Origin of the sequence: Arthrobacter sp. UYCo732, from assembly GCF_040547265.1 — a bacterium.
GTDB lineage: Bacteria > Actinomycetota > Actinomycetes > Actinomycetales > Micrococcaceae > Arthrobacter.
Window position 1 is genome coordinate 15,368 of sequence record NZ_JBEPPJ010000018.1, and the last position, 24,167, is coordinate 39,534.

Consider the following 24,167-nt stretch of genomic DNA (forward strand, 5'->3'; position numbering starts at 1 on the left):
AGGTGGGCTTGACATCAATCGTCCCGTCAACGGCAGGTAGGAGGAAACGCTGATTCCGGACGGTTTAAACCACCCCTTTTGGTAGGTAGTGCCTGTCGTGTCCAACCAGGTCCGGATCAGGACTCTTTCGGTTGTCGGTTCCGTGCCGGTCAGATTGGACCTACAGCGGGGTCTAACCCGGTTGAAAAAATTGTGATTGAGTGGAGCATGGCTTCCCCCATTGAGGACTATGCGTTGCTGTCCGACCTCCAGACTGGGCCTCTCATATCCCGGGATGGCAGCGTGGACTGGCTCTGTTTCCCGCGCTTCGACTCACCGTCAGTGTTTAGCCGAATCCTGGGCACCGATGAGCACGGTCGCTGGCTCTTGGCGCCCAGCGAAGACGGCGCTGCCGTTGTCGATCGGCACTATATTGACTCGACATTTGTGCTCCAAACCATCTGGAAGACCGGTGGCGGAACCGTCCTGGTCACCGATTTCATGCCGCTGGGGGATAGCGGATCATCCCTTGTCCGCCGGGTTACGGGTATGGAAGGAATCGTTGAAATGCGCCAGGAACTGCGGATCCGGCCAGGATATTCAACGGTTCTGCCTTGGATGAGCCGTGTACGCGACAATGCGCAGACCGCGGCGCCGGTCCTGTTGGCCAGGGCCGGTCCGGATGCCCTCGCCCTGAGGGGACCTCATCTTCCGCATGCCCACGCGCACGGGCACGAGGGAGAATTCCTCGTATCGAAGGGCGAGCAGCTTGATTTCGAATTGACGTGGTTCCCCTCGCATCGCCCCCTGCCCTCAGCGACTGATGTTGACGTCGCCCTCGAAGAAGCCACTGACTATTGGAACCGCTGGGGAAGTCACTGCCGTCAGGACGGGGTCTATGGGGGTGCGGTAAAACGTTCGTTGTTGGTACTGCGGGCCCTCACACATTTTGAAACGGGCGGTATAGTCGCAGCTCCCACGACGTCTCTCCCCGAGGATTTCGGCGGGCCGCGAAACTGGGACTACCGGTACTGCTGGTTGCGCGATGCGGCCCTGACGCTGGAATCGATGCTGACCCATGGCTACGAAACGGAGGCACTTCAGTGGCGAGACTGGCTTCTTCGGGCCCTCGCCGGCGATCCCGAGCAGATGCAGATCATGTACGGGGTTGGGGGAGAACGGGAACTCCCTGAACGCGAGCTCCCCCACCTCCCCGGCTACGAAAACTCCAAACCTGTGCGCATTGGAAATGCCGCCGTATCGCAGTTCCAGGCTGATGTTGTCGGCGAAGTGATGGTGGCGTTGGAACGACTGCGTATGGCCGGAGGTAAAGAAGACCATTTCTCCTGGGCCCTGCAAAAGGCACTGCTGGGCTTCGTCGAAAAACACATCGATGACAAGGACTTCGGCCTGTGGGAGATGCGCGGTGCGGCACAGTACTTCACCCACTCCCGCGTGATGATGTGGGCCGCCTTCAACAGCGGGATCCGGGCGATACAGGTGCACGGACTGCCTGGCGATGCCAAGAATTGGGAGAAACTCCGTGACCGGTTACGAGAAGAGATCATGCGCGAGGGATTCAACCGCAGCATTGACTCCTTTACGCAGACCTACGGCGGAACGCAAACAGACGCGGCGCTACTGGTCATGCCCCAGGTCGGTTTTCTGCCTTACAACGATAAGCACATGCTCAGCACGGTCACACGGCTGGAACAGGAACTCCTTACGGAGGACGGCCTTTTGCTGCGTTATCGGACAGAGAGTGGCGTTGACGGTCTGGAACCGGGTGAGCATCCTTTCCTCGCATGCTCTTTCTGGCTTGTGGAGCAGTACGCGCGCACAGGTCGCCAGGCCGAGGCAAAGGTCTTGATGGACAAGCTCGTGGGGCTTGCCAACGAGCTTGGTCTGCTGAGTGAGGAGTACGCCACAGACGAAGGCCGGATGGCTGGGAACTTTCCGCAAGCATTTTCGCACTTGACCCTGGTCAGGGCAGCAGATGCCATGCATGGGGTTGACCGCCTCAGTCTGGCGGTCGACGCTCCAGATTAGTGGCCTCTTCGTCCGCCGTACCTCATTCTCCGGAGGGGCCGGCGGCAGGGGTGCCGACGAACAATCGCCAGGGCATGGCGTGGAGGTCTATCTGTTTCCCGGCGTATTGTCCGGGTGAGTAGGTTCCTCCCATAAAGCGGCCCGTGTTGGTTGCGATGATTGCATCCTGCTGGTCGACGAGGCACGTCTTCGGGGGTAAGGCCCGAAGGTGGGGTTCGAGGTGGCTCTGGATTCCCCGGACCAGCACATCTGCAGCGACGATCCCGACCATTTCTTCTTCCACGAAAACGGCTTTGCTGAAGGTGACGATGTTTTCGTTGCTTCCGTTGGCATCCAGGTAAGCGTGGCTGATGTGGACGGCTCCGTTGCCGTAGTCTTCAGGGCGCCACGTTGCGGTACCGCCTTCATAGAGGTCCCAGTCGATCACGAGCCGCTGAAGTGACTGGGGTCGAGTCGGGGCATAGCACCATGCCGCGCCCGCAGGGCCGAATGAGGTGTCAGGCAGGAAGCCCGCGCCGTAAAGCAGGGGGACGGCCCCCTCGAGAGTCCGTCGCGACGCGTCGTAGATAGCGTCCAGGTCAGAGCTGTCACCCCGATGCTTAGGGCCGAGATGCACACGCACCGCGTCTTCAATCGAACGGATCGACGAAGAGGCAGTATCTGCCAGCAGCTCAGCGAACGCTTCGATCAACGCTACTTCGTGTTCTTCCTTGGCGGGGTCAGCAAAAAATTCTTTCCGTGATGCATCCACGCTCATGCGTAGGTCGAGTACCCGGTTCATATCCGAACGGACATGCTCCTCGGCCAGAGACCGGGCATGTGCTCCGTCACCGGACCGGATCGCCTCCACGATGGCCGCATGTTCTGACGCTGCGTTACCGTACCCGGCGGGGGCTGCCCAGATCAGTGGCCCCACCTCGGCCTGCATCGCCATTTCCTCGCGGGTGAGCCGCACGGAGCCCGAGCTTGCGGCAAGCTCGATGTGAAATCTGCTGTCGTCGCGGATCGCCTGCGCAGAATCCTCGGCGGACTCAATCTTCACCGCCATCGATGCCAGGCGCCCAAGGGAGAGCCGCCCGCTCCGCTCCGCTGCGGCGGCTGCTGCCGAGCCCGCCAGGAAGGCCCAGTAGTCGCGGATGTCGCGCAGGTCGTCGAGCGAATAGGCCATGAGCGATTCACGCTCAGCCTTGATGATGTCGCCGGTGCTGGCCTTGACGAAGCTTCCGCCGCCCTTCCCGCGCCGCGTCTCGAGCAAGCCGCGCCCGCGCAGGTCGGCCAACGCCGCGCGAAGAGTCAGTGTCGAGACGCCCATCTTGGCTGCAAGCTCGTTTTCGCTGGGCAGCTGGGTCCCGTCTTCAAGCACTCCGAGCTCAATGGCGTACCTGAGACGCCTCCCCACCTCTTCCCCCCGATCAAAGGTGGCCAAGGGGGCGAAGGCGAGCTGCTCTCTCCATGTGGTCATGGACGGTTGCTCCTTCGTCAGGCCTGCCCGGCTACGCCACTCCCATTCTCTAACCTTTAACTTCAAATGTCTATTGACATGTAACATTAAAGGTCTAAGACTTATGGAAGAACAAGGGGGATGGGAACATCTCAATAACCGGGGTTTGGAAGGACTGATCGGCATGACACGTGAAGAAGCCTATGCAGGTTGCCCTTCAGACTCGTACGTGGAGTACTACGGAGGCCAGTGGCTTGTCGTCCCGCTCGCGCCGGTTGAGCAGCCCTCCTTCTTCACGTGCCTGCCCCGCGGCCGGCACGGCGCTCATCACTAGCCTAGGCGTCGTGATCAACCGGGCACGCCCAGCCCATTCTGTTCCGATGTAAGGCTCCGAAAGGTCCGCCGATCCGTCACACAGCTCCTGCCGGAAATGCCGTGACCATCATTGGCTCCGCGGTTCCGGCAGAAGAACGTGGAGCCGTACGACGCGAGCTTCGGCGCACAGTTCATTTCCGGGCTGATCATGCCGGCCATGACGTTCATCGGGAACCTGGTGTACGTGGGGATCGCGGGGCCGGCTGGTGTTTGAGGATGTGTCCTTCTCGTATTCGCCGGACAAGCCGCTGATCTCTGATCTTTCGTTGGTGGCGGAGCCGGGGCAGACGGTGGCGATTGTGGGTCCGACTGGTGCGGGCAAGACCACTCTAGTGAACCTGATGATGCGGTTTTACGAGATTGATGCGGGGCGGATAACGCTCGACGGCGTGGACGTCACCTCGGTGCCGCGGCGGGAGCTGCGCTCGCGGCTGGGGATGGTGCTGCAGGATACGTGGCTGTTCGGGGGGACCATCCGGGACAACATCGCGTACGGTCGGCCGTCGGCCTCCGAGGACGAGATCCTGGAGGCGGCGCGGGCGACGTATGTGGACCGGTTCGTGAGGTCGCTGCCGGAGGGGTACGACACGGTGCTGGAGGACGAGGGCTCTAACGTTTCCGCCGGCGAGAAGCAGCTGCTGACAATTGCCCGGGCGTTCCTGGCAGGGACGCGTCACGCACGAGCGGCTTGCCGCCGCGGTGCACCGCGAGGTTTGCCGCAGTCAGCACGGGCGCGAGGTCTGCTGGCTCTCGGGGCGTCGGACGCGCAGAAGCCGGGACCGAAGCGGACGGCGCGGCACTTGGTACCAGGGCGCCGTCGTCGATGGTCCACCACGAGTCGGCAACGGGCACGAGCGGTTCCGCCCGGTGCCCCGCCACGATGACGCAGACATCTGCTTCGCGGGCGAGGGAGCTCAGCACGGCGATGACGCGTCTTCGCGCTGCGGCGGCGCCATTACGGACCCCTCAACGACGGCGGCAGCCTGCCGGCATAGCCCCCGGCCACCTCCATGTCTGTGGACTCGATGACGCAGAACCGGTTTGCGTCGGGATCCACGAGGACCACGATGGCCCGGACGATCTGGTTCCAGAACCGGGTGGCCTTCTCCGTGCTGAACATCCAGGGCAGCAACAACTCACTCATGCCCTGGACCGGCCTGGGCAAAACCGCCGCCACCCCGGAGCAGCTGGCCGAGGTGGCGTACCGTACTGGCGCCGTTGTGGCCCAGGTCCGGGAGACCTTCGCCGACGCTGAACGCCGCAACGACAGGGCCGTGGTGCTGATGACCCAGGCCGACATGTTCGATCCGTCGCTGCTCGCTGCTCGCCGCCGCATCCGCCAACCCGGCAACGATGTCGGGCTTCCGTGAGATTGTGCAGACCATTGTCGAGGAGACCAACGGCTTCGACGCCCCGGTCTATCTCATCAACGGTGACAGCCACGTCTTCGCCGAGAACCAGCCCCTCGCCGAAGGCTCACCCTGGCTGGACATCTATGGCCAGCCCGCCGCCGACGACCTCCAGCGCATCACCGTGGACGGCTCCAACAACGCCACCAACTACGTCCGGTTCACGGTGGCCGGCAACAACGCCAAGGGCACGGAAGTCCTCAGCTGGGAGACAGTCCCCTTCAGCCAGTAACCACCGGCGCAAACATAAAGCGGACGACGGCGGGAGGTTCCCGCAGTCGTCCGCGCTGCGTGACGCCCAGTCCGGGCGCTTGAGTGCGCCCCACTACCGGCAGGTCGTCGTCTTCGCGGGCCGTCCATTACGTGATCGACGTTCCGGACAGTGCGGAGTGGGCCAGCGCGTGCACGCCTTCAACCGGCGAGGTGGCGAACATGTCTGAAACACGCCCATTGCGCACCGCAACATTCGTGTGCGATCATTCCCGTATTCGTGACCCGTCGGCAGGAGGTGAGACCCATGAACGCAGTATCCACACTGGGTGCACCCCTGCAGGACACGATCGCGCGGCTGAGCTAGTCGCCACCGGGAGCGCCCAACAAGCAATTCGCGAAAGGCGACTCCCATGAACACAACCCCTTCTTCAAATCAACACTTCACCTCGACGGCGGCTACCCGGCGTGCGTTGGTCCTCGGCGGAGGCGGATCGACTGGCAACGCGTGGCTGATCGGCGTTATCGCCGGCCTGTTCGATGCCGGGCTTTATGTCACGGAGGCCGATCTGGTCGTCGGTACATCCGCCGGATCGACGGCCGCCGCCCAGTTGGCCGGCGCAACCCCGGCCGAACTGCTTGCCGCCATCCTCGCCGCGGCGCCGCAGCAACGGACCGGTCCGGCCGGATCCGACGGCGGGCGCGTTCCGGTCAGACAGGTGGCGGACCATCTGGAGCGAACGGCCAGGATCATCGCCGCCGCGGAGGATGCGGCTGACATGCGCCGAAAGATGGGCGCGCTGGCACTCGACCTGGCGGCGGCGTCGGACGGTTCCGGACGGTGGCGCGCGATCGTTGCCGCGCGGCTGCCCAATCAGCTCTGGCCGGACCGGCGAATGCTCATCACGGCAGTCGATGCCCATACTGGGGAACCAGCCGTGTTCGACCGGCACAGCGGGGTAGACCTGGTGGACGCCGTCGCAGCCAGCTGTGCCAGCGGATTCGCCTACAGGATCGGGGACAACAGCTATATCGACGGCGGCTACCGATCCAACGCCGAGAATGCTGACTTGGCAGCCGGCTCTGCACGGGTGCTGGTGCTGTCGCCATTCGGCGGCAGATCACGGACTCCGGTGGACTGGGGCATGCATCTCGCAACACAGGTCGACGAGCTCCGAGCAGGCGGCAGCGGAGTCGAAACGGTCTTCCCGGACAGCAGTTCCGAGCACCTGTTCGGGGCCAATGCCATGGATCTGTCGCTGCGTCCGCCCGCTGCCCGGGCTGGTTACAGCCAAGGCAGTGCCCTGGCCGGGAAACTCACCGAATTCTGGCGCTGATGCTCTCGGACCAGCCGACTCGGCGATAACGCTCTCGCAGTACTACCGGTCTTCGCCCCGCCCCGGCTCAACAACGGCTATTCCCGCTTCTGGTAGTACCGGACTTCGTACAACTTTGCGCCGTGCTCGGAGATCCAGGGGCCGTGTTCCATCCCGGGCGGCCTCACTGCCCAATCGCCAGCCTTGAACGTGCGGTTGAGCCGCTGATCTGCCAATGAACCTTCGAAGATGAAGACTTCTTCCCAGAATTCGTGCTTCAGCACACCGAGGGGTGAGGTGTCGGTGCCGGGTTCGAATTTGAGGACGCGCGTGACGCTGTTGTTTGTGTCGTCGCGGGCCAGGATGGCTTCCATCAGTCCATCGATGTGTGGTTTGCATGGTGTAAAGGCCACAGACGAGCTGGCAGTAAATTCAATCTCCGGCTTTGCCATGGTTACTCCCTCAGCCGTGCCGACCGCGCCAATGCGGTCGAGCCAGACTTTGATGATCCTCAGCCGGGGCTGGCCAGTCAACTCTGGGTCCCAGCCCCGAGGATCACTGAGTTCTCCGCAACTCAGACCGACGACGGCGGGAGGTCCGCCGTCGTGCCCCGCTCGACTGCGGGATGGCTGACGACGATACTCAGCTGAATGGTACGCGACGATCTCGCGGTCCGGCTGCCTCGCCGGGCCGAGGCTGTACAGCTGATCCTGCATGAGCAGCTGTATCTTCCTGGAATCGCCAGCCGGTCGCCGGTCGCCGGTCGCCGGTTCCGGTTCCGGTCCCCGTCCATGCCGGCCAGCCGACGCCGGACTTTCCCTATCCGTGGAGCATTGTGCGGTGGGTTCATGGGGTCCCAGCAGCCGACGTCGGACCGGCGAGCCGAAGGCCGGCGTTGTGGGAGCAGGCCTGCGCCGCTGAAGCCTGGGGTGGTCCCGCCGTGATGCTCCTTGGCGACCTTCACCCGGGCAACATCCTCCTGGGTGCAGGCGGCTCGTTGGCCGGAGTGATCGATTTCGGCGATGTGGGTGCCGGCGATCCGGCGGTGGATCTTGCCACCCCTTGACCCTATGCGTCCGCAGCGCTCATGCTGGGTTCCTGTTCGCAACATACGACCGGAAGGTCCGACAATGTCCGCTAACCATGCAGCGTCCCCCGCGTCCCCCGCGTCCCGCTTCCGCTTGGCACTGGCCGCAGCAGCGGCCGCCGTACTGATGTTCGTTGCGCAGCCGGCGCAAGCTGGCCCCACCGTCGGTCCCGGCAACGATGTGTCGTGGCCCCAATGTGGCCAGGCCTTGCCCAAAAACCAGACTTTCGGCATCGTCGGCGTGAACAACGGACTTGCGAATAACACCAACCCCTGCCTGGCCACCCAGCTGGCCTGGGCGCGAGCGTCAACGGGCGGGACAGGGCAGCCGAAAATCGCGCTGTACGTAAATACCGCCAACCCGGGCGCTGCTGGCTCGTGGTGGCCCACCAGCAACACGTACGGAGGGGCCAAAGTGACCAACCCGTACGGCGAGTGCACCAGCACGGTGGACGTCTACGGTCCCGCCTGCTCGTATATGTATGGGTACGCGAAGGCGTATGACGACGCGAACATCCGCGGCGTCAGCGACCCCGGCTTGTACACCTGGTGGCTGGATGTCGAGACCGGCAACAGTTGGTCGCCAAGCACGTTGGCTAACAGGGCCGATCTGGAAGGCATGGTGGCCTACTTCGCGAGCATCAAGGCTCCAACGGGCATCTACTCCACCAGGACCCAGTGGACCCAGATCGTCGGGGCAGTGCCCCCGTCAAGTAACCTTTACAACCTGCCCAGCTGGCTGGCCGGAGCCAGCTCACTCGCGCTGGCGAAACGTAAATGCGCCGACGCCCCGCTGACCGCGGGCGGCAAAGTCTCGCTCACCCAGTACGTCTCGGGCGGATTCGATTACGACCATTCCTGCATCTGAGCACAGCCCGCGCTTCGTGGCAGCTGGCATCCGCCGCGGACTTCGCCGGTTTCAAGCAGCGAGGAGCGGGCCCCCTTAAACCAGCGGCCACGGGTAACGCCTGCCGGTGAGGTCAACTGGCAATGTCCCCTCCTGCAGCATGCGCCGCACCCGCCGCTTCAGGGCGGCAGTCTCGTCGCCGTCGAGCAACTCGGCCACCTCGGCAGGCACGGCATCGGCGAGGGGTGCGATGTCCGCCAGCAGGGCCGCGGGGATTGCCTCGCCGGCGAAGTCCCAGATCACCGTGCGCAGCTTGAAGACCGCGGAAAAGCACAGCCCGTGGTCGATGCCCCAGATCCGGCCGTCGCCACCGCGCAGCACGTGCCCGCTCTTGCGGTCGGTGTTGTTGGCGATGTAATCAAACAGGGCCATCCGGGCCATATCGGGGTGGGTGGCCGGGTCTTCGGCGGCAAGCGTGAAGTAGTGCTCGCGGAAGTCGCAGTCGATGAACCACTGCAGCGACCCGACCCCCAGCGGCACGTCCTCCCGGATCACCGTGGGCGGCACCATCCCCCATCCCAGCGACTGGCTGAGCAGGTACGCCGCACGTTCCCGCCGGTACAGCCCGGGTTCAAAGTCGGACAGCGGCCGCTCGCCGGCCTCCGGTTTGTACACCGCATGGGCGGTGTCTTCCCCGTGGCTGAGCTGCACCAGGAACGTCTCGTTGCTGCTGCGCGCAATCTGCCCCACCAGTTCCACGCTGCCCTCGGTGAGCAGCGTCAGCTCCCGGCCGGACACCGTACGTCCCGACTCACTGCGGCCTCAGCCCGCTCAACGGCTCCGAGTGCGAGTTCACCATCAGCACCGAGGCCGCCTGGCCATCGACAAACGAAACGGCGGACACTGAGCCCGGGCTGATCATGATGCGCTGGAAAAGATCGAGCGTGGTGCCCAGGGAGTGGGCCACCGCCGCCTTGATGGGATCGGCATGGGAGAAGCAGACGACGACGCCACCTGCATGGGCAGCGCACAGCGCCGCCAGCGCACCGACAATCCGTTCCTGCATCTCCGGAAAGCTCTCACCGTTGGGGAAACGGAAGGTGGACGGGCTGTTCTGCACCGTCCGCCATTCCGGCAGGACGTTCAGGTCCGCGATGGCGGATCCGGTCCAGTCACCGAAGTCGCACTCCAGCAGTCCGGCGTCCCGGTGCACCTCAAGCCCCGTGCATGCCGCCGTCGGCTCCGCCGTCTCGCAGGCGCGCTCCAGCGGCGAGGAGTAGAGGGCGCTGATCGGAAGCCCCGCGAGCCGTTCCGCCACCTGTTCGGCCTGGGCCCGTCCACGCTCGGACAGGTGCAGTCCCGGGGCGCGGCCCGGCAGCACCATGCCCGTGGTGGGCGTTTCGCCGTGGCGCACCAAGAGCAGGAGCGTGCTCGCAGGCGCCGCTGCGGACTCTGCTGGGGACGCCGGCGGTGCCGGCTGGGCTGCTGCAGTCATCAGCACCAGCGTACGGCCCGCAGTCTCTTCACTTGCACGAATATTTGAGATTGCCCAATTCCTGCCCGAAACAGGTCTACCGTGGAGGAGTGAACGAACGCCCTGAAATCTTCACTGTTGGTGAACTGCGTGCCTCCGGCCACGTTCCAAAGGATCTGCGCCGGGAAATCCGCGACAACCTCCTCGCCGCTCTGGCGGAGGGCCGCGACCCGTGGCCCGGCTTGTTCGGCTTCAGCCGGACCGTGCTGCCGCAGCTCGAGCGGGCCCTGATCGCCGGGCATGACATCGTCCTGCTGGGCGAGCGCGGACAGGGCAAGACCCGTATCCTGCGCACCCTGGCCGGGCTGCTGGACGAATGGTCGCCGGTGATCGAGGACTCGGAACTGAACGAGCACCCCTACGAACCCATCACCGCGTACTCCCGCGCCCTGGCCCACACCGAAGGGGACCGGCTGCGCGTCGCTTGGCGCCACCGCTCCGAACGTTATGTGGAAAAACTCGCGACGCCGGACACCTCCGTCGCGGACCTGATCGGCGACGTCGACCCCATGCGGGTAGCCGAGGGCCGCCGCCTGGGCGATCCGGAAACCATCCACTACGGCCTGATCCCGCGCTCCAACCGCGGCATCGTGGCCATCAACGAACTTCCGGACCTCGCCGAGCGCATCCAGGTCTCCATGCTGAACGTCATGGAGGAGCGCGACATCCAGATCCGCGGCTACGTGCTGCGGCTGCCGCTGGACGTCCTGGTGGTGGCCTCCGCCAACCCGGAGGACTACACCAACCGCGGCCGGATCATCACGCCCCTGAAGGACCGCTTCGGCGCCGAAATCCGCACGCACTACCCCATCGAACTGGACGATGAAGTGGCCGTCATCGAGCAGGAAGGCCACCTGGTGGCCAGCGTTCCGCCGGTCATCCTGGAAATCCTGGCCCGCTACACCCGCGCGCTGCGCCAGTCCCCGGCCATCAACCAGACCTCCGGCGTGTCCGCACGCTTCGCCATCGCAGGCGCCGAAACCGTGGCCGCAGCTGCCCTGCGGCGGGCCAGCGTGCGCGGCGAGGACGAAGCCGTGGCCCGGATCATCGACCTGGAAGCCGCCGTGGAAGTCCTCACCGGCAAGATCGAGTTCGAGTCCGGCGAGGAAGGCCGTGAGCAGGACATCCTGGACCACCTCCTGCGCACCGCCACCGCCGAAGCCGTTCGGGAGCACTTCAAAGGCCTGGACATGGGCCCGCTGGTGGCGGCTCTTGACGGGCACTCGACGGTGACCACCGGCGAACTGGTCACCGCGAAGGAATTCCTGGCCAACCTCCCGTCCCTTAACGGATCCGGCCTCTACGACGACATCAGCGAACGCCTGGGTGCGGAAAACGACGGCCAGCGTGCCGCCGCCGTCGAACTCGCGCTCGAAGGGCTTTACCTCGGCCGCCGGATTTCCAAGGAGTCCGACGACGAGGCCACCATCTACGGCTAGCGACAGGAAGTGCCATGAGCCTTCACAACCGGTCCAGATACGGCCGCTACACCGGCGGACCGGACCCGCTGGCGCCGCCGGTGGACCTCGCGGAGGTGCTGGACGCCGTCGCCGAGGACGTCATGGCCGGCTACTCGCCCCGGCGCGCGCTCCAGGAGTTCCTGCGGCGCGGCGGCCACAGCCAGGAAGGTCTGGACGACCTCGCCGGCCGGATCCGGCAGCGCCGCGAGGACCTCCTGGACCGGCATAACCTGGACGGCACCCTCAACGAGGTCAAGAAGCTGCTGGACGCCGCGGTGCTGGAGGAACGCAAACAACTGGCCCGCGACGCCATGATGGACAACACCGACCGCGCGTTCCGGGAGATGCAGCTGCAGAACCTGCCCAAGTCCACCGCCGCCGCCGTCAACGAACTCGCCTCCTACGACTGGCAGTCCAGCACCGCGAAGGAGACGTACGAGCGGATCAAGGACCTGCTGGGCCGCGAAGTCCTGGACCAGCGGTTCGCCGGCATGAAGCAGGCGCTGGAAAGCGCCACCGAGGAGGACCGGGCGGCCGTCAGCGAAATGCTGCGCGACCTCAACGGGCTCCTGGACAAGCACCGGCGCGGGGTGGACACGGAGGACGACTTCCAGGAGTTCATGGCCCGCCACGGCCAGCACTTTCCGGAAAACCCGCAGTCCGTGGAGGAATTGGTGGACGCGCTGGCCAAGCGGGCGGCCGCAGCCCAGCGGCTCCTGCAGTCCATGTCCCCGGAGCAGCGCGCAGAACTCATGCAGCTCTCCGCGCAGGCGTTCGGCTCACCCGAGCTGATGGCCCAGCTGGGCCAGCTGGACGAGACGCTCCAGGCCTTGCGCCCCGGCGAGGACTGGACCGGGTCCGAACGCTTCGAAGGCCAGGAAGGGATGGGACTGGGCGACGGCACGGGCGTCCTTCAGAATCTCGCCGAACTGGACGACCTGGCCGAGCAGCTCTCCCAGGACTACGACGGCTCGCACCTGGACGACGTTGATCTCGACGCCCTGGCCCGCCAGCTCGGACAGGACGCCGCCGTTACCGCCCGCACCCTCGCGGAGATCGAAAAGGCAATGCACGACGGTGGCTACCTCCGGCGCGGGGACGACGGGGACCTGCGGTTGTCACCGCAGGCCATGCGGCGCCTCGGCAGGTCACTGCTGCGTGACGCCGCCAAGCAACTGTCCGGCAGGCAGGGCCGACGGGAGACCCGGCTTGCGGGCGCGGCGGGGGAGCAGACCGGTTCCAGCCGCCCGTGGGAGTTCGGGGATGCCGCGCCGTGGGACGTGACCCGGACCATCACCAACTCGATCCGCCGGACCATTGCCGACGGCGGCGACCCGGGCCGCGGCGTCAGGCTGGCCATGGAAGACATCGAAGTGACGGAGACCGAGGAGCGCACGCAGGCCGCCGTCGCCCTGCTGGTGGACGTGTCCTTCTCGATGGCGGCGGAGGGGCGCTGGGTGCCCATGAAACGCACCGCGCTCGCGCTGCACCACCTGGTCTCCACCAGGTTCCGTGGCGACCGGCTCCAGCTCATCACGTTCGGCCGCTACGCCCAGACCATGGACATCGGCGAGCTCACCGCCTTGCCGGCCTTCCGTGAGCAGGGTACCAACCTGCACCACGGTTTACTGCTGGCCGGCCGCTTCTTCCGCAAGCACCCGACCATGCAGCCGGTCCTCCTGGTGGTCACCGACGGCGAACCCACCGCCCACCTGCTGCCCGACGGCGAATCGGCGTTCTCCTGGCCGCCGGACCCGCAGACCATCCGCAGGACAGTTGAGGAACTGGACCGGGTGGGACGGGCCGGCGCGCAGTCCACATTCTTCCGTCTCGGCGACGATCCGGGCCTGGAACGCTTCGTCCAGCGGATGGCCCGCCGGATCGACGGCCGTGTGGTGGCGCCGGAAGCCGGGGACCTCGGGGCCGCCGTGGTGGGGGAATACCTCCGCGCCCACTTCCGCGGCCGCGCCTACGGCGACGCCGACTGGGCTGAATAGACCTTCAGCCAGCCAAAGCGGGGACCTGGACCGGCACGATGGCCTCGATCGCCAAGATGCACAGTGCCCAAAAAGCGTGCTGGATCTGCTCGGAAGCCCGGGACATCCTGTGGCACGGACTCCATCCGGTCGCTGCTGATTGGCCGCGAAGATGCCCAACTGGACATCACTGCAAATGTGGTCTGCCCCGGCCCCACGGACACCCCGCTGCTTCAGGACATGCTGGCCACGGAGGGCTCACAGGCAAAGTCATGAATGCCACGGTCAGGGCGATTCCCAAGAGGCGGCTGGGGTCGGCGGCAGAGGTGGCCTCGGCCGTTCTCTTCCTTGCCTCCGAGGATGCCGGGTACATCACCGGCCAAGCGCTGTCCGTCTCCGGCGGACTGACCGTGTAACCCGATCGGCACTGTGCACGCTGCGCGTTAGTTCAGAGAAACAAGCTTGGAATGCCACTTTCGGTGCGAACAGGGTCACCGTTTCAGCCCAGCAGGTCGTCCTGGTAGCACCAGCGCCAGTCTTCGCCCGGCTCGATGCTCCGCATGACCGGGTGCCCGGTCGCTTCGAAATGCTTCGAGGCGTGGGTTCCGGGGGAGGAGTCGCAGCAGCCTACTTTGCCGCACGCCAGGCACATCCGCAGGTGGACCGTCGTCGTTCCTTCCTCACGGCAGGTGGCGCAGAATGGGTCGCCGGGCACCTGCTTGTGCCGGGCCGACTCAAGGTGCCCGCACACTCCGCCGGGCCTTGCGAGCCCTTCCCCGCCGCCCTCGCCGGAAGTGTCCACCTCGTCCAAGGCCATGTCCAGCATGGATTCCTCAACGTCCAGCCGGTCCAGGACATCGCTGAGGACTTCCTGGGCATACTCGCCGCCACGCCTGAGCTCCAGCACCTTGGCCCGCTCGGCTTCCAGCATCGCCAGCCGCAGCCGGGCGTAGCGCTCGCTGGGGGTGGCTGTTTCCGCCGACGGCCGGCCCAGCCGTTCCCAGGCAGCGAGCCCGCGCTCCTGGGTGCGCCGTTTCAGCATGGCCACGACTTCCGGTGGATCGTCATCCGTGCGCAGTTCCTGCAGGCGGGCCACGCCGGCAGCGGTGGCCAGCTGCATCAGCGAGGCCTGGTTGAGGGCGTCCTCGCGCTGGTCCGGGCCCTGGATCCGTAGGACGCGGACCAGCGCCGGAAGCGTGAACCCCTGCAGGGTCAGCGTCCCGCCTACCACCACCAGGGCCGCCAGGATCAGCACCGAACGGTGTTCCAGCTCCGCGGGCAGCACCAGTACCGCGGCGAGGGTGACCACCCCTCTCATCCCGGCCCAGGAGACGATGGCCGCGTATTGCCAGGGCGGCGCCGGGTCATTCCGCTGCACGGACGGAACCAGGCGCGGCAGGTACGTTGCCGGGAACACCCACACCGGCCGGAGCAGCAGCACCGCCAGCAGGATCAGAGCGCAGCCGGCCCAGATCCGGCCGGCGCCCAGGGAATCGTCCTGGACGCCGTCGATGATGGTCCGCACCTGCAGCCCGATCAGCAGGAACACTGCGTTTTCGAGCAGGAATTGCACCGTGTTCCAGTTGCTGCGCTGGCTCAGGCGGGCGGCGCCGTTGGGCATGGAGGGCGCCTTGGTGCCCATCACCAATCCGGTGACGACGACGGCGAGGACACCGGAGGCGTGGATCGCCTCCGCAGGAAGGTAGGCGACGAGCGGGGCGATCAACGACGTCGAGGTGTTAATGGCGACGTTCCGGATCCGCTTGCGAAGCGCGGTCAGCATGTAGGCGGCGGCCAGGCCCACCACCACCCCGCCGCCGGCCGCGAGCAGGAAATCCCCGGCGACCCCTGCCACGGACACTGAGCCCGAAATGGCGGCGATGGCCGTGCGGAGGCAGATCAGTGCGGTGGCGTCGTTGACCAGGGATTCACCCTCCAGGATGGTGACGATCCTGCGCGGCATCCGCACCTTCCGGGCGATGGCGGTCGCCGCCACCGCATCCGGCGGCGCCACCACAGCGCCGAGGGCGATCGCCGCGGCCAGCGGAATCTCCGGGAACAACCACCAGACCACGAAGCCCACTGCGAGGGTGCCGACGATGACATAACCCACCGAGAGCAGCCCGATGGCGCGGCGGTTTGAACGGAAATCGAAAAGGGAAGTCCGCAGTGCTGCGGCGTAGAGCAGCGGAGGCAACAAGCCCACGAGCACCACTTCAGGGTTCAGCTCAATGTGCGGAACGAAGGGGAGGAAGGAGCCGGCCAGACCGGCCAGCACCAGCAGCAGCGGAACCGAAATATTGAGCTTCCGGCCCAGGGCGCTGCCGGCGCAGACCACCGCGACGAGAACCAGAAGCCCGAGCGCGATCTCCATTGGGACATTGTCTCAGGCTGAAAGAAAAGCGTGCCTGGGCCAACCAGGTATTTTCTGTAGCTGGCGTCTGTACCCGCGACTTCCGGCTCCCGGCCCCGCCGGGACAGATCGAACCACTGCTGGACCGGCCGAAAGTTACAAGTGCCTTGGCCAAGCTCGACGGACAGATCCGGGACGCCATGGAGCGCGGCGGGCTGCCTACGAGGCCGGGTTCGGAAGAACGACCAGGCTGTCCGCGACGAGCCTGCCATCGTGGATGACGGTGCGGTCGGTGCCGCGGTCCATGACGGTGCTCGTGATGGTTTCGCCGTCAACCAGGACGATGTCGGCCCGATCTCCGGGAGCCAGGCCCGGCCGGTCGTCGGGACTGGTGAGGCGCTGGACGGTACTGTCCATAATGGACGCGCCTCCAATGGTGGCGATCGCAGCACAGTGCTCGATCAGCCGGTCCTTGCGCAGCCGGTGTGTGAAGGCCAACTGCCAAGTGCGGTCGAGCATGTCGCAATTGCCGTATGGGCTCCAGTAGTCCCTCTGCCCGTCCTCGCCCAAACCGACACGGATCCCCGCCTCGGTCATCCGGGCGACGTCGAATTGCGTGCCGCCGCTTGCCGGGGCGACCGTCGCCCAGGCAACGTCGAGCTCCGCCATCTGCTCCACGAGCCGGGCGGTCACGTCGGGGTGGACATTGGCTAGATCGTAAGCGTGGGACAGCGAGACGCGTCCCTCCATACCCAGGGCGCGGGTGCGTTCGAAGACAAGTTCAGCGCTGAAGACCCCCAGATGGCCAGGCTCGTGCAGGTGAATGTCGACATCGACGCCGTACTTCTCAGCCAGACCGAAGACGATGTCCAGATGGCGGACAGGGTCTCGGTCCAGCTGGCAGGGATCAATGCCGCCGATCGTCGTCGCCCCCGCGCGGAGCGCCTCCTCGAGAAGCGGGACGGTGCCGTCCTCGAGCAGGAGGCCTGCCTGGGGGAAAGCCATGACTTCTACGTCGGCGGCGTGGGCGAAGTGCTGCTTCGCGGCCATGACTGCCTCGAAGCGCTCAAGCTTGCAGTCCACGTCGATCTGGGCGTAGGAACGGACGCGAGTGGTGCCCCGCGCAATCATTCGTTCCAGCGTTCCCGCTACGACATCTCTGTAGGGGATGGGGGTGTCGCGCCAGTTTTCCCGGTCGTTGCGCATCATGTTCCACACACCGGGCGAGGCTGTGTGTTCCCGGAACGGCAGCCCGATTCGGGTCGAGTCGAGGTGGACGTGTACGTCGGTGAACGCGGGCATGGCGATCCGGCCCCGTCCGTCGACTGCCCCACCGGCGGCGTCTGCGACTACGACGGTGGTCCCGGCGGGGTGAACGGCCGCTATCCACCCCTCGCGAACCTCGAGGTCTACGGCGTCCCCGCCCCAGGGGCGGACGTTGGTAATGAGCATTGTTCATTCCTTTCGGCTGGGCTGTGAATGACAGGCCGGGAAGGCCCCGATCCCGCGGGACCGGAGCCCCGCCCCCTACCGCACCACGTACTAGAAGTGGAAGGCAACCTGCGCGATGACTGCTGCGGCGACGAAGCTCGCCGTGAACGTCATCAGGGCGACGATGCGATCTTCCAGCTCAGTAAGCGCAGAGCCTTGACGTCACTGCCGAGCGACATGCCGATCAGGGCGATCATGGGCAGGATGCAGTGGCTCTTCACCTTGACCGGGCATCGTGACCCCCAGGCTCAGTGCGCGGAGCACCTGAGCCTGTGCCAAGCCATCTATGACGGCAAGCCGGACTTGGCGGCGGCGCTGGCCTTCGCACATGTGGAGCTGGGCCGGGAACCGTCGCTCCAAAAACTGGCCGGGCGCCTGCCGAAAGCTGACCGTCCGTAAAGTTGACGCTGCTTTGTGCCTGGCGCCTTGGGAACGGCCTCTAACGCAAGCGGACGACGGCGGGAGGTCCCGCCGTCGTCCGTTCACTGCTGCCGCAAACGGCGACGCGAAAACTCCGTCCTAGTGCCAGAGCCCCAATGCGAACTCCGCGATCACAGTGGAGAGCAGGAATGACGCGGTGATGGCCACCAGGCCCACCGGGATGATTTTCCAGCCGATGTTCTTCAGCAAGGGGATGTCCTTTCCCAAAGACAGGCCCGCGAGCGTCAGCATGACCGTGGCGATGGACAGGAAGTCGACCGTTTTGATGACCGTTGTCAGCGCCTCCGCCCCGAAGAACCACGGGCTGGAGATGTAGGCACCGATCGTGGTGATGTAGACGATCGCCGAGATCTTCTTGGTAGCCTTCGCCAGGGCAACGCTCACCAGGACCAGGGCCAGCATGATTCCGTACCCGGCGACGATCGTCAGGCTGAAGCCCTTGGCCGCCACCGACGCCGTGCCGATGCCCAGGACCGTCAGGACCGGCAGGGAAAGCCACAGCGGGAGCTTGACGGCTGCGGAGGATTCGGCCACCCGCTCGCGGAACCGCCGGTTTTCTTCGGCTTGGGCCTCTTCCCGCTCGATGTCGGCCAGTCCACGTTCGGCGGGTGCCCCGGGTGCCCCGGCTGTAACCGCAGCGGCTTCGCGGGTCTGCCTGCGCGTGAGGAGCTTGTAGAAACGGTCCGCAAGCGGCAGCGCGATGTAGATCCCCACGTACACGCCGAGGATAGTGGTGATCAGGTTGGACACCGCGGCCATGCCGAGGATGGCTTCCTGGTCCCCGGGGTAGGCCGCGATGATGCTGGCCGAGGACGCCGCCATCATGGATCCGGATCCCACGCCGGCGCCCATCGCCAGGGCCAGCGGATCGAAAATCTTCCAGTTGGCCACGAGCGAGGTGAGCAGCGTGATGTACACGGCGCCGAACAGCGTTCCGAAGACGTACATGGCCAGCACGCCGCGGTACTCGTCCGAGTCGGGTCCGTACTTTTCAGAGACCATGGCGAAGGACGGTTCCCGGTCCAGGGAGAACGTGGCGCCCACCGTTGCCTTGCCCATCCGGAGCAGGACGGCCAGGGGGAGGGCCAGCGCGATGGTGCCCAGCAGGTGCCCAACTTCCTGCAGCAGCAGGGCCGGGCCGGCACGGAGCAGGCTGGGGAGGCTGGGCCCGATGTTGAACGCCAGCCTGGCCACCAGCAGCAGCACGGCCACACCCACGAGGGCGGCGGCGATCCGCTGCAGGTCCAGTCCCAAGGGCTTGAGCTTCTGGATGGAGACCAAAAGTCCCAGGATGAGACCCCAGACCATGGGGAAAATGACGATTGTGCCGATTCCGAGGTCAATCTTGGTCTGGCCGATGAACTGCACGGCCAGCGCAATGACAAACGCCAGCGCGGCTACGGGAAGCGTCAGCCGGGCACCAGCTTTGTCTATCCGCGGAGTTGTGGTGCTGGTACTCATGATGTGCCTTCCTGAGTGAAAGTACGACGGCGGTATGCCGCTCTGGTGAAGCGTTCCCGTTCGGTGGGGGATGAGGGTGCGGCGGCGACGGTCCAGGCCAGCGCGGTGGCTGCCTCGAACATCACGCCGTACGCCTCGGGGGTGTCGGCCAGCGCGGCGAACGCGTGCGAGTGGATGGGCACGTTGGCCCCGGGAATGCTGAGCCAGGGATGCAGGGACGGGATGACCTGGGAGATGTTGCCCATGTCGGTGGACCCGCCGCCGAGGCCGGCCGAGGGCGAGGTGTCCTTGCCGAACGCGTCCATCGCCGCAGTCCAGTGCGCAGCCAGGGCGTTGTCCTGTAACAGCGGTTCATAGAGCGGTTCCGTTGCCTCGATGGCCAGTGTGGTTCCGGTGGCCAGAGCGGCTCCTTCGAAGCAGCGGCGGACCCGCTCGAGCAGTGCCTCGTATTCCGGTAGGGTGAAGGCCCGACATTCGAACTGGACCACCGCCCGGTCCGGGATGATGTTGGTGACGTGCCCGGCCTCCGCAACATACAGAGCGATGCGGTGGTCGCCGGGGATCTGCTGGCGCAGCAGGCCAACGGCCACCTGGCTCAGCACGGCGGCGTCCGCGGCGTTCACGGCCTGGTGCGGGGCCGCTGCCGCGTGGGCGGCCTTCCCCGTGAACGTCGCCTTGTACCGGCCCACGGCCTGGGCGCTGGTCCCCGCCGGGTTGTACGTCAGGCCGTCCTGAACGGGATGGACCATCAAAGCCAGCCCGACGCCGTCGAACGCCCCCTGTTCCAGCATGAGCACCTTGCCGCCGCCGTGCTCCTCGGCGGGCGTTCCGATGGCCTTCAGCGTGATGCCCAGCTGGTCCACGTAGGGTTGCAGGGCCAGCGCCGCGGCGACGGAGGCGCCGGCGATCAGGTTGTGCCCGCACGCATGGCCGATGTCCGGGAGTGCGTCGTATTCCACGCACAGCGCGACGGTCAGTTCACCGCTGCCGGCGCTCGCGGCGAACGCCGTGGGCAGGCCACAGGTGCCGCGTTCCACCGCGAAACCGCCCTCTTCCAGCAGCGCCGCGATGGCCTCGGCCGAGCGGACCTCCTCGAACGAGATCTCCTTGTGGGCGTGGATTTCCCGCGCCAGGGCCTGCACCCGGGGCTTCCACTTTTCGACGCCGTCTGCGAGGGCGGCGCGGAGGGTCGCCATCGCGGAGGTTGTGTCTGTCTGTTCCATAGGTACCTGCCTGCTTCAGTTGGGCGCATGAGGAGGACGCATTAGAAGGATAGCGACGGGAAGGGGGATCCTGCCGCGCGGGTGGGCACCCAGATGGCCTTCGTCTGGGTGTATTCGTCCAGGACGCCGGGGCCGGAGGAACGGCCGTGGCCTGAACCGCCGAAGCCGCCGAACGGGACTGCCACGTGGATGGTCTTGTAGGAGTTGATCCAGAACGTTCCGGCCTTCACTTCGCGGCCAATGTGGTGCGCTCGGGAAATATCCGAGGTCCACACCGCACCGGCCAGGCCGAAGTTGGTGTTGTTCGCCCGGGCGATGGCTTCAGCCTCCGTATCGAACGCGTCCGCGCCCACCACGGGGCCGAAAACCTCGGTCGTTTCGAGGCGGTTCGCCGGCGTCACTCCGTCGAGCAGGGTGGGCATGACCCAGTGTCCGCCGGCCAGCGCGGACCCGGCCAGCGCTGCCGGAAGCGTGGCCCCCGTGACCCGGCGGCCGCCGTCGTGAATTCCGGCTGCGATGAGGGAGTTGACGGTGGCGAACTGCTGGGCCGTGATGATGGGGCCCACCTCGGTGTCCACGCTCAGAGGGTCGCCGACGCGTAGCCGTGCGGCTTTCGCGGCGACCATTTCGACGACCTGTGCGTGGACGCTGCGCTCCACCAGGAGCCGTGACCCGGCGACGCAGGACTGGCCGGCGCCGGAGAAGATCGCCGAGACGGCGCCGTCGGCGGCACGGTCCAAGTCGGCGTCGGCGAACACGATGTTGGCGCTTTTTCCGCCGAGCTCCAGCAGGGCAGGGATCCCGGCCTGCGCGGCCGCGACGGCCACCCGACGTCCGGTGGGGACGGAGCCGATGAAGCTGACTTTGCCGACGCGCCTGTCGGTGGTGAGGGTGGCGCCCACGGTCTGGCCCAGTCCCGCCGCGACGTTGAAGACGCCTGCCGGCAGTCCGGCTTCGTGGGCCAGTTGGGCCAGCCGGACTGGGGAGGCCGGTGTGAATTCGCTGGGTTTGATGATTACGGCGTTGCCTGCGGCCAGAGGTCCGGCGGAGTTCCAGCCCGCCGTGAACAAGGGAGCGTTCCAGGGTGATGGCGACGACGACACCCCAGGGGACGCGCTCGGTGTACGTGTGCCACGGCCCGGGGACCGGAATGGTCTGCCCGGTCAGCTTGTCCGCCCAGCCGGCGTAGTAGCCGAACATCTCGGCCACCTTGGCAGCTTCGACTCGGGCATCACGGATGGGCTTTCCGGTGGTGGCCGATTCAAGGATGGCGAGTTCTTCGCCATGCGCTTCGACAACGCGGCTGACGTTGCGGAGGATGGCCGCCCGTTCGAAACCGTTCAGTGCGGCCCAAACCGCCGCGCCCGCCGTCGAGCTTTCCAGCACGGCGTTGGCACCCTCGGCGCCGGGGTCGGCGTAGGTGGCGAAGGGTTCGCCGGTGGCGGCTGCGGTGAGCGTGATGCTCTCGCCGCTGCCGGTGACGGTGCTGCCGTCAAGGAAGGCGCCGAGGCCGGCGGGGAAGGCTGCGTCCAGGACGGCTCGGGCGGTGGCCGTCGAGGAGGAGGTGGGTGCTGTGGTGATGCTCAATGTGGTGGTCCTTTGAGGCTGGGGGGCTGGGGGAGTGGTTGCTCAGGCGATGGCGGTACGGGGGGCGCCGGCGGGGGTGATGGCCGGGGCAACGGTCCTGGCGATTTCGGTGAAGTCGGCACGCGGGCCGAGGGCGGCCAGAGCCGCCTGCCACTGGCCAGCGACGGCGGTGAGCAGCGCCGGTTTTTCGCCGATCTGCGCGGCGACCTCCACGGCGAGGGCGGCATCGCGTGCCATCAGGCCTAGTGAGAAGCCCGAATCGTGCGTACCGTTGAGGACCCAGTTGGGGTACATGTTCGCGGAGACTTTGCTACCGCCGGACGCTTCGCTGATACTGGCGGCCGCTTTGGCAGGATCGATGCCATAGGCGTTGGCGACCCCGAGGGCCTCTCCCACGGAAACCAGGTTGGCCGCTGCCAGGACATTGTTCAGGAGCTTGACCACGTTGCCGCTCCCGGCGCCGCCGATGTGGCTGTACTTACCGCCGGTGAGGGCGAGCAGGACGGGCTCGGCCGCGGCCAGTGCTGCGTGGGTTGCACCCACGAACGCGCTCAGGGATCCGGATGCGGCTCCGTCGCGTCCGCCGGAGACCGGGGCGTCCACGAAGGCTGCCCCCTGTGCTTCCGCGAGGCTGGCCATGTACTTGCTGGTGGCCGGTTCGGACGTGGTGGTGTCGATGATTGCGATGGTTCCCGGTGCGGCAAGGAGTTGCGGCACTGTGGTTGCCACGATACTGGCCGCCGGCAGGGACAGGACCACGTATGGCGTTCCGGCGACATCCGCGAGGTTGGCCGTGGTGGCGATTCCTGCTTCGGAAGCGGCAGCGCGGGCGGCCTCGGAAGGGTCGAAGCCCGTGACGTGCCAGCCAGCTTGGTGGAGGGTGGCGGCCATCGCTCCGCCCATGGCGCCGAGGCCGATCACGGCGATGCGGCGGTCGGTGGTGGTGTTCATGAACTGCTCCTGGAGTATGCGGGGCTTCCTGGACACGGACTGGGGTTTACGGGGTCAGTCGAGGTAGATGTCGAGGTCTTTCCACAGCTGCTGGGTGCGGCGGATGGCGGCGCGGCTGCGTTCAGGGTGCGCTGCCTCCATGCCCGCGAGCAGGCCGTAGACCAGGGAGTTTGCGGCGGTGACGGACTGGAAGAAGGAAATTCCTTCCGAGGCCACCACCAGAAGGTGGTCCGCCGCTGCTGCCAGGCGGCCGCGGCGCATGTCGCTGATGGCAATGACTGTGGCGCCAGCCTGCTTCGCTGCCTCGGCGGTGACAATGATCTGCCGGATGGATCGCCACATGTTGATGACCACCAGGACATCCCCTTTACCCAGGGTGTTGGTGCTGGAGGCGAGGTGGACGCCGCCGCGGTTCTCCACGGTGATGGGGTAGCCCATCGTGGACCCCAGATGTGCCAGCACGCTGGCGGGACCGGCAAACGAGCCAAGTCCGACGACGGTGATGGACTTCGCGGCGGCCATGGCAGCAATGGCGGCCTCGGCGTCGTCGGCTGTGTTGGAGTCCAGCGTCAGGCGCAGGTTCTCGATGTCGTGGTTGATCGCGTCGTGCAGGGGGCTGCGGTGTTCGCCGTGCTCGGTCAGGGTGTCCTCGGTGGAGATCATCACGAGGTACCGGGAGCGCAGTTCCCGCTGGAGGTCAGGCCAGCCGCGGTAGCCCAGGTGCTGGGCGGCGCGGACCACCGTGGAGTTGTTGACGTCGGCGCGCTGGGCAATTTCGGCGATGTCGGCGTATGAGGAAAGCTGCGGATTGCGGCCGATGACATCCACCACCCGGCCCTGGGCCTTGGACAGCGGAACGTCCGGCAGTACGTCACCGAGCCAGGCGTGGGTAAGGTTTCCGGCGCTGGTGTCGCCTGCCGCGCCGGCTTCAAGATCGACCGCGTTGGTGTTCAAACCAGACCTCTTCTGTAACGTGG

At 66.2% G+C, this 24,167-nt stretch carries 22 protein-coding genes and 2 pseudogenes; 12 read left to right on the plus strand and 12 right to left on the minus strand.

The features are described from left to right. Nucleotides 1–207 precede the first annotated feature (207 nt). Nucleotides 208–2,028 carry a glycoside hydrolase family 15 protein gene (locus tag ABIB45_RS17835; RefSeq protein ID WP_354217185.1) on the plus strand — a complete coding sequence of 607 codons (1,821 nt, stop codon included), beginning with the start codon at nucleotides 208–210 and terminating at the stop codon, nucleotides 2,026–2,028. A gap of 22 nt (nucleotides 2,029–2,050) precedes the next feature. Here ABIB45_RS17835 and ABIB45_RS17840 read toward each other — a convergent pair whose 3' ends face one another. Continuing rightward, nucleotides 2,051–3,490, minus strand: a complete 1,440-nt coding sequence (locus tag ABIB45_RS17840; protein ID WP_354217186.1) for a GntR family transcriptional regulator — start codon at nucleotides 3,488–3,490, stop codon at nucleotides 2,051–2,053. Between the two features lie 433 nt (nucleotides 3,491–3,923). On the opposite strand from ABIB45_RS17840, the pseudogene ABIB45_RS17845 reads away from it, so the two are divergent. Further along, nucleotides 3,924–4,509, plus strand: a pseudogene (locus tag ABIB45_RS17845) (ATP-binding cassette domain-containing protein); the annotation flags it as partial. 290 nt (nucleotides 4,510–4,799) lie between these two features. Here the strand turns inward: ABIB45_RS17845 and ABIB45_RS17850 are convergent. Beyond that, nucleotides 4,800–4,988 carry a hypothetical protein gene (locus tag ABIB45_RS17850; RefSeq protein WP_354217187.1) on the minus strand — a complete coding sequence of 63 codons (189 nt, stop codon included), beginning with the start codon at nucleotides 4,986–4,988 and terminating at the stop codon, nucleotides 4,800–4,802. On the opposite strand from ABIB45_RS17850, the gene ABIB45_RS17855 reads away from it, so the two are divergent. From ABIB45_RS17855 to ABIB45_RS17870, 3 genes are all read left to right on the plus strand, one after another. Then, nucleotides 4,987–5,214 carry a hypothetical protein gene (locus ABIB45_RS17855; protein WP_354217188.1) on the plus strand — a complete coding sequence of 76 codons (228 nt, stop codon included), beginning with the start codon at nucleotides 4,987–4,989 and terminating at the stop codon, nucleotides 5,212–5,214. The two genes, ABIB45_RS17850 and ABIB45_RS17855, sit on opposite strands and share 2 nt — an antisense overlap. Beyond that, the gene (locus tag ABIB45_RS17860) at nucleotides 5,198–5,485 is read left to right on the plus strand and encodes a hypothetical protein (RefSeq protein ID WP_354217189.1); all 288 of its coding nucleotides are present in this window, start codon (nucleotides 5,198–5,200) and stop codon (nucleotides 5,483–5,485) included. Before ABIB45_RS17855 ends, ABIB45_RS17860 begins: the two co-directional genes overlap by 17 nt. 391 nt (nucleotides 5,486–5,876) lie before the next feature. Continuing rightward, nucleotides 5,877–6,800 (plus strand): patatin-like phospholipase family protein, encoded by a 924-nt coding sequence (locus ABIB45_RS17870; RefSeq protein WP_354217190.1) that lies wholly within the window; start codon nucleotides 5,877–5,879, stop codon nucleotides 6,798–6,800. 77 nt (nucleotides 6,801–6,877) lie between these two features. Here the strand turns inward: ABIB45_RS17870 and ABIB45_RS17875 are convergent, their stop codons facing one another. After that, nucleotides 6,878–7,153: a cupin domain-containing protein gene (locus ABIB45_RS17875; RefSeq protein WP_354217191.1), complete on the minus strand. Its 276-nt coding sequence runs from the start codon at nucleotides 7,151–7,153 to the stop codon at nucleotides 6,878–6,880. 461 nt (nucleotides 7,154–7,614) lie between these two features. On the opposite strand from ABIB45_RS17875, the gene ABIB45_RS17880 reads away from it, so the two are divergent. Both ABIB45_RS17880 and ABIB45_RS17885 read left to right on the plus strand, forming a co-directional pair. Further along, on the plus strand, nucleotides 7,615–7,845 hold the full coding sequence (locus tag ABIB45_RS17880) for a phosphotransferase (RefSeq protein WP_354217192.1): 231 nt from the start codon (nucleotides 7,615–7,617) through the stop codon (nucleotides 7,843–7,845). A 64-nt stretch (nucleotides 7,846–7,909) separates the two neighbouring features. Beyond that, complete coding sequence (locus ABIB45_RS17885; RefSeq protein ID WP_354217193.1) at nucleotides 7,910–8,734, plus strand: glycoside hydrolase family 25 domain-containing protein; 825 nt, start codon at nucleotides 7,910–7,912, stop codon at nucleotides 8,732–8,734. A gap of 75 nt (nucleotides 8,735–8,809) precedes the next feature. Here the strand turns inward: ABIB45_RS17885 and ABIB45_RS17890 are convergent, their stop codons facing one another. Then, on the minus strand, nucleotides 8,810–9,511 hold the full coding sequence (locus tag ABIB45_RS17890) for an SCO1664 family protein (RefSeq protein ID WP_354217194.1): 702 nt from the start codon (nucleotides 9,509–9,511) through the stop codon (nucleotides 8,810–8,812). Nucleotides 9,512–9,524: 13 nt separating this feature from the next. Continuing rightward, nucleotides 9,525–10,208, minus strand: a complete 684-nt coding sequence (locus ABIB45_RS17895) for a histidine phosphatase family protein (RefSeq protein WP_354217195.1) — start codon at nucleotides 10,206–10,208, stop codon at nucleotides 9,525–9,527. An 89-nt stretch (nucleotides 10,209–10,297) separates the two neighbouring features. On the opposite strand from ABIB45_RS17895, the gene ABIB45_RS17900 reads away from it, so the two are divergent. From ABIB45_RS17900 to ABIB45_RS17915, 4 genes are all read left to right on the plus strand, one after another. After that, entirely contained in the window at nucleotides 10,298–11,686 is a 1,389-nt protein-coding gene (locus tag ABIB45_RS17900; RefSeq protein WP_354217196.1) for a sigma 54-interacting transcriptional regulator, read from the plus strand. Between the two features lie 14 nt (nucleotides 11,687–11,700). After that, nucleotides 11,701–13,704 carry a vWA domain-containing protein gene (locus ABIB45_RS17905; protein WP_354217197.1) on the plus strand — a complete coding sequence of 668 codons (2,004 nt, stop codon included), beginning with the start codon at nucleotides 11,701–11,703 and terminating at the stop codon, nucleotides 13,702–13,704. A 63-nt stretch (nucleotides 13,705–13,767) separates the two neighbouring features. Continuing rightward, the gene (locus ABIB45_RS17910) at nucleotides 13,768–13,959 is read left to right on the plus strand and encodes a hypothetical protein (protein WP_354217198.1); all 192 of its coding nucleotides are present in this window, start codon (nucleotides 13,768–13,770) and stop codon (nucleotides 13,957–13,959) included. Further along, a complete protein-coding gene (locus ABIB45_RS17915) occupies nucleotides 13,956–14,099 on the plus strand; it encodes an SDR family oxidoreductase (RefSeq protein WP_354217199.1) in 144 nt (47 codons plus the stop codon). Before ABIB45_RS17910 ends, ABIB45_RS17915 begins: the two co-directional genes overlap by 4 nt. Before the next feature lie 83 nt (nucleotides 14,100–14,182). Here ABIB45_RS17915 and ABIB45_RS17920 read toward each other — a convergent pair whose 3' ends face one another. Together ABIB45_RS17920 and ABIB45_RS17925 are read right to left on the minus strand one after the other, a co-directional pair. Then, a complete protein-coding gene (locus ABIB45_RS17920; protein ID WP_354217200.1) occupies nucleotides 14,183–16,057 on the minus strand; it encodes a Na+/H+ antiporter in 1,875 nt (624 codons plus the stop codon). A 198-nt stretch (nucleotides 16,058–16,255) separates the two neighbouring features. Continuing rightward, nucleotides 16,256–17,488, minus strand: coding sequence for an amidohydrolase family protein (locus tag ABIB45_RS17925; RefSeq protein ID WP_354217201.1), 1,233 nt, complete (start codon nucleotides 17,486–17,488; stop codon nucleotides 16,256–16,258). A 96-nt stretch (nucleotides 17,489–17,584) separates the two neighbouring features. Here ABIB45_RS17925 and ABIB45_RS17930 point away from each other — a divergent pair, with 96 nt between their 5' ends. Next, nucleotides 17,585–17,926, plus strand: a complete 342-nt coding sequence (locus tag ABIB45_RS17930; protein ID WP_354217202.1) for a GntR family transcriptional regulator — start codon at nucleotides 17,585–17,587, stop codon at nucleotides 17,924–17,926. 120 nt (nucleotides 17,927–18,046) lie between these two features. Here ABIB45_RS17930 and ABIB45_RS17935 read toward each other — a convergent pair whose 3' ends face one another. The 5 genes and pseudogenes from ABIB45_RS17935 to ABIB45_RS17955 all read right to left on the minus strand — a co-directional run bounded on the left by ABIB45_RS17935 (nucleotide 18,047) and on the right by ABIB45_RS17955 (nucleotide 24,144). Continuing rightward, a complete protein-coding gene (locus ABIB45_RS17935) occupies nucleotides 18,047–19,429 on the minus strand; it encodes a DUF3100 domain-containing protein (protein WP_354217203.1) in 1,383 nt (460 codons plus the stop codon). Then, nucleotides 19,426–20,652, minus strand: coding sequence for an amidohydrolase (locus tag ABIB45_RS17940; protein ID WP_354217204.1), 1,227 nt, complete (start codon nucleotides 20,650–20,652; stop codon nucleotides 19,426–19,428). Before ABIB45_RS17940 ends, ABIB45_RS17935 begins: the two co-directional genes overlap by 4 nt. A 41-nt stretch (nucleotides 20,653–20,693) precedes the next feature. Beyond that, nucleotides 20,694–22,239, minus strand: a pseudogene (locus ABIB45_RS17945) (aldehyde dehydrogenase family protein). Between the two features lie 42 nt (nucleotides 22,240–22,281). Continuing rightward, on the minus strand, nucleotides 22,282–23,190 hold the full coding sequence (locus tag ABIB45_RS17950) for an NAD(P)-dependent oxidoreductase (RefSeq protein WP_354217205.1): 909 nt from the start codon (nucleotides 23,188–23,190) through the stop codon (nucleotides 22,282–22,284). Nucleotides 23,191–23,244: 54 nt separating this feature from the next. Then, nucleotides 23,245–24,144, minus strand: coding sequence for a MurR/RpiR family transcriptional regulator (locus ABIB45_RS17955; protein WP_354217206.1), 900 nt, complete (start codon nucleotides 24,142–24,144; stop codon nucleotides 23,245–23,247). Nucleotides 24,145–24,167: the final 23 nt, after the last annotated feature.